The sequence below is a fragment of the Streptomyces sp. NPDC005141 genome, from assembly GCF_053599975.1.
Window position 1 is genome coordinate 1 of sequence record NZ_JBSFYW010000140.1, and the last position, 3557, is coordinate 3557.

Consider the following 3557-nt stretch of genomic DNA (forward strand, 5'->3'; position numbering starts at 1 on the left):
TCGTGGGAGATCGGCAGGACGTAGTTCTCGCTGTAGGCGTACACCATCGAGAACGTCATCTCGTCGTGGTGGTACTTGCGGTGGACCGGCTCGTGCTGCACGTACTCGAGTGAGTCGTGCATCCAGCCCATGTTCCACTTCAGCCCGAAGCCGAGCCCTCCGTCGGATGTCGGGCGCGTGACCCCGTCCCAGGCCGTCGACTCTTCCGCGATGGTGACGACGCCGGGGTTGCGGCGGTAGACGGTGGCGTTCATCTCCTGCAGGAACGCGACGGCGTCGGGATTGTCGCGGCCGCCGTGTTCGTTGGGGGTCCACTGGCCGGGTTCGCGGGAGTAGTCGAGGTAGAGCATGGAGGCGACGGCGTCGACGCGCAGGCCGTCGATGTGGAACTCCTCGCACCAGTAGGTGGCGTTGGCGACGAGGAAGTTGCGGACCTCGCGCCGTCCGTAGTCGAATTCGAGGGTGCCCCAGTCGGGGTGGTCGGCGCGCTGCGGGTCGGAGTGTTCGTAGAGCGGGCGTCCGTCGAACTCGGCGAGGGCCCAGTCGTCGCGGGGGAAGTGGGCGGGGACCCAGTCCATGAGGACGCCGATGCCGGCCCGGTGGAGGGCGTCGACGAGGTACTTGAAGTCGTCGGGGGTGCCCAGGCGCGCGGTCGGGGCGTAGAAGCCGGTGATCTGGTAGCCCCAGGAGCCGCCGAAGGGGTGTTCGGCGACGGGCATGAGTTCGACGTGGGTGAAGCCGAGGTCGGCGACGTAGGCGGGGAGCTGATCGGCGAGCTGACGGTAGGTCAGGCCGGGGCGCCAGGACGGCAGATGCACCTCATAGGCCGAGAACGGTGTCTCGTGCAGCGGACGACGCTTCGCCCGCTCCTTCATCCACCCGCCGTCCTTCCACGTGTACGAGGATCGCGTCACGATGGAAGCCGTCGCCGGAGGCACCTCGGTGCGGCGGGCCATCGGGTCGGAGCGCAGGGTGCGGGAGCCGTCGGGGCGGGTGATGTCGTACTTGTAGAGCGTTCCCTCGCCGAGGCCGGGCAGGAACACCTCCCACACGCCGGACGACCCGAGGGAGCGCATCGGAAATCCGCCCGCGCCGTCCCAGTGGCAGAAGTCCCCGCAGACACGGACCCCTTGGGCGTTCGGGGCCCACACGGTGAACCGCGTTCCGGTGACGCCCTCGTGGGTCATCGGCTCCGCTCCGAGTGCCCGCCACAGCTCCTCGTGCCGGCCCTCGCCGATCAGGTGCAGGTCCATGTCGCCGAGCGCGGGAAGGAACCGGTACGGGTCCTGCGTCTCGAACTCGGTGCCGTCGTAGGTGACCAGCAGCGTGTACGCGGGAATCGCCTCGAGAGGCAGGGCCGCCGCGAAGAGTCCGTCGCCCAGGTCGTCCAGTGCCGTGCGCTGTCCGTCCACCAGCACCGCCACGCCCTGGGCGTACGGTCGCAGCGCCCGGAACACGACGCCGCCCGGAACCGGATGCGCACCCAGCAGCGCGTGCGGATCGTGATGGGCGCCCGCCAGCAGGCGCCCCCGATCCATGGGGTCCAGCGCGGCGTGCTGCGCCGACGGGGCGGCGGGCTTGGCCCGTCGTACGCGGTTGGATGCGGAGCGGACTGTCACGGCTCGGGCCTCTCGAAGTGGGGTGTTGAGGGTGGTCGGTGGGAGTGATGGGGAGCGGTCAGGGGCAGGCGGCGAGCCGTCCGACCGCCGCCATGGGCACGGGCAGCCAGTCGGGGCGGTGCCGTGCCTCGTAGAGCACTTCGTACACGGCACGGTCCGTCTCGTAGGCGCGCAGCAGTTCGGGTTCCTCGCGCGGGTCCCACGTTGCCGCGGCGGCGTAGCCCGCGCAGAAGGCCTCGCGGCAGCGCTGCGCCCACTCCGGACGCCAGGGCTGACGGGAGCGGGCCGCGTAGTCGAAGGAACGCAGCATGCCCGCGACATCGCGTACGGGGGACTGGACACGCCGGCGTTCGCTGATCGGGCGGACCGGCTCGCCCTCGAAGTCGATCACCGACCACCGCTGCCCGGCCCGCAGGACCTGGCCGAGGTGGAGGTCGCCGTGGATGCGCTGGGCCGGGCGGACCGTCGCGTCCAGTGCGGCGAGCGCGTCGAAGGCCGACCGCAACCCGGCCGCGTAGGGGCGGAGTTCGGGGACGGAACGGACCGCGGCGTCGAGACGCTCGTGCATCGCGTCCGCGAGCCGCTTGTTCCGGTACGGACTCGGCGCGTCCACGGGGAACGCGGTGGCCAGGGCGAGATGCACCTCGGCGGTGGCACGGCCCAGTTCGTACGCCTCGCCGGTGAAGTCCTTCTCGGAACCGAGGGATTCGAGTGCCAGGGTCCATCCGTCGGTCGCGTCCCGGAGGTAGGGCTGAAGGACGCCGAGTGTCGCTTCCTGCGGCTCCGAGGTCCGGAACCACGCGGCGGGCGCGGGGACCCGGGTGCAGCCCTGCCGGGCCAGCGCGCGCGGCACTTCCAGGTCGGGGTTGATGCCGGGCTGCACGCGCCGGAAGACCTTCAGTATGAACGCGTCGCCGTACACCAGCGATGAGTTGGACTGCTCGGCGTCGAGGAGGCGCGGCGTCAGACCGCCCGGCACGTTCACCCGTGGATCGCGCTCGAAACGCAGGGGTCCCGCCGTGCCCGAACGGCGCAGACGCTCGAGGAGCAGTCCCGTCGCCTTCGGGTCGTGAAAGGCGTCGTACACGGTCAGGTCGGCCAGCGGGCCGGCGCTCGCCCGGCCGATGAAGGCGTGCGCGAGTCGCGGCGGCAGGACTTCCCGTACACCGAGGAGCAGTTGGTAGCAGTCCTCGGGCGGGGGAGCGCCGGATCCGCCGTGGGCCGGCGGGCCGAGGTGTTCGGTGCGGACCAGCAGATGCAGACACCCCGGGTACAGCTCGGTCGACGAGACGAGCGTCAGATCCGTGACGGGCCGGCCCTTGCCGGCGAACCAGCGCTGCCGCGGCAGCCAGTCGCGCAGCAGCTCGCCCAGCGAGGTCAGCAGCGGAGCGGGACTGAGGCCGCTCGGACGGTGCAGAGCGGTCTTCGCCATGGCGACACGTCCTTTCAGAGGCGGGCGGGCTGTCGAGGGGCACGTGTTCACGGTCGCCTCGTCGTGCCGGGCCCGACCGCGGGGCGGAGCCGGAACCAGTAGAAGCCGTGACCGGCGAGGGTCAGCAGATACGGCAGTTCGCCGATGGCCGGGAATCGCACGCCGCCGATGAGCTCGACCGGGTGTCTGCCGTCGTAGGCACGCAGGTCGAGTTCGGTGGGCTGCGCGAACCGGGAGAAATTGTGCACGCACAGAACGAGGTCGTCCTGGTACTCCCGCAGGAAGGCGAGGACGGCGGGGTTGGAGGAGGGGAGTTCGGTGTAGGAGCCGAGTCCGAAGGCCTTGTTCTGTTTGCGGATCTCGATCATGCGGCGGGTCCAGTGCAGCAGTGACGAGGGTGAGGACATGGACGCTTCGACGTTGGTGACCTGGTAGCCGTAGACGGGGTCCATGATCGTGGGGAGGAAGAGGCGGCCGGGGTCGCTGGAGGAGAATCCGGCGTTGCG

3 protein-coding genes are annotated in these 3557 nt (G+C 70.5%); all 3 read right to left on the reverse strand.

Features of this window, described 5'->3' with window-relative positions; genetic code table 11:
* Positions 1 to 1619 (reverse strand): 1,4-alpha-glucan branching enzyme (glgB, locus tag ACWD68_RS41590; protein WP_451811668.1); only part of this gene is annotated, 1619 nt, incomplete at its 3' end.
* A 58-nt stretch (positions 1620 to 1677) separates the two neighbouring features.
* Positions 1678 to 3051, reverse strand: a complete 1374-nt coding sequence (locus tag ACWD68_RS41595; RefSeq protein WP_451811669.1) for a maltokinase N-terminal cap-like domain-containing protein — start codon at positions 3049 to 3051, stop codon at positions 1678 to 1680.
* Between the two features lie 47 nt (positions 3052 to 3098).
* The coding region (locus ACWD68_RS41600) for an alpha-glucosidase C-terminal domain-containing protein (RefSeq protein WP_451811670.1) at positions 3099 to 3557 on the reverse strand (459 nt) is incomplete at its 5' end.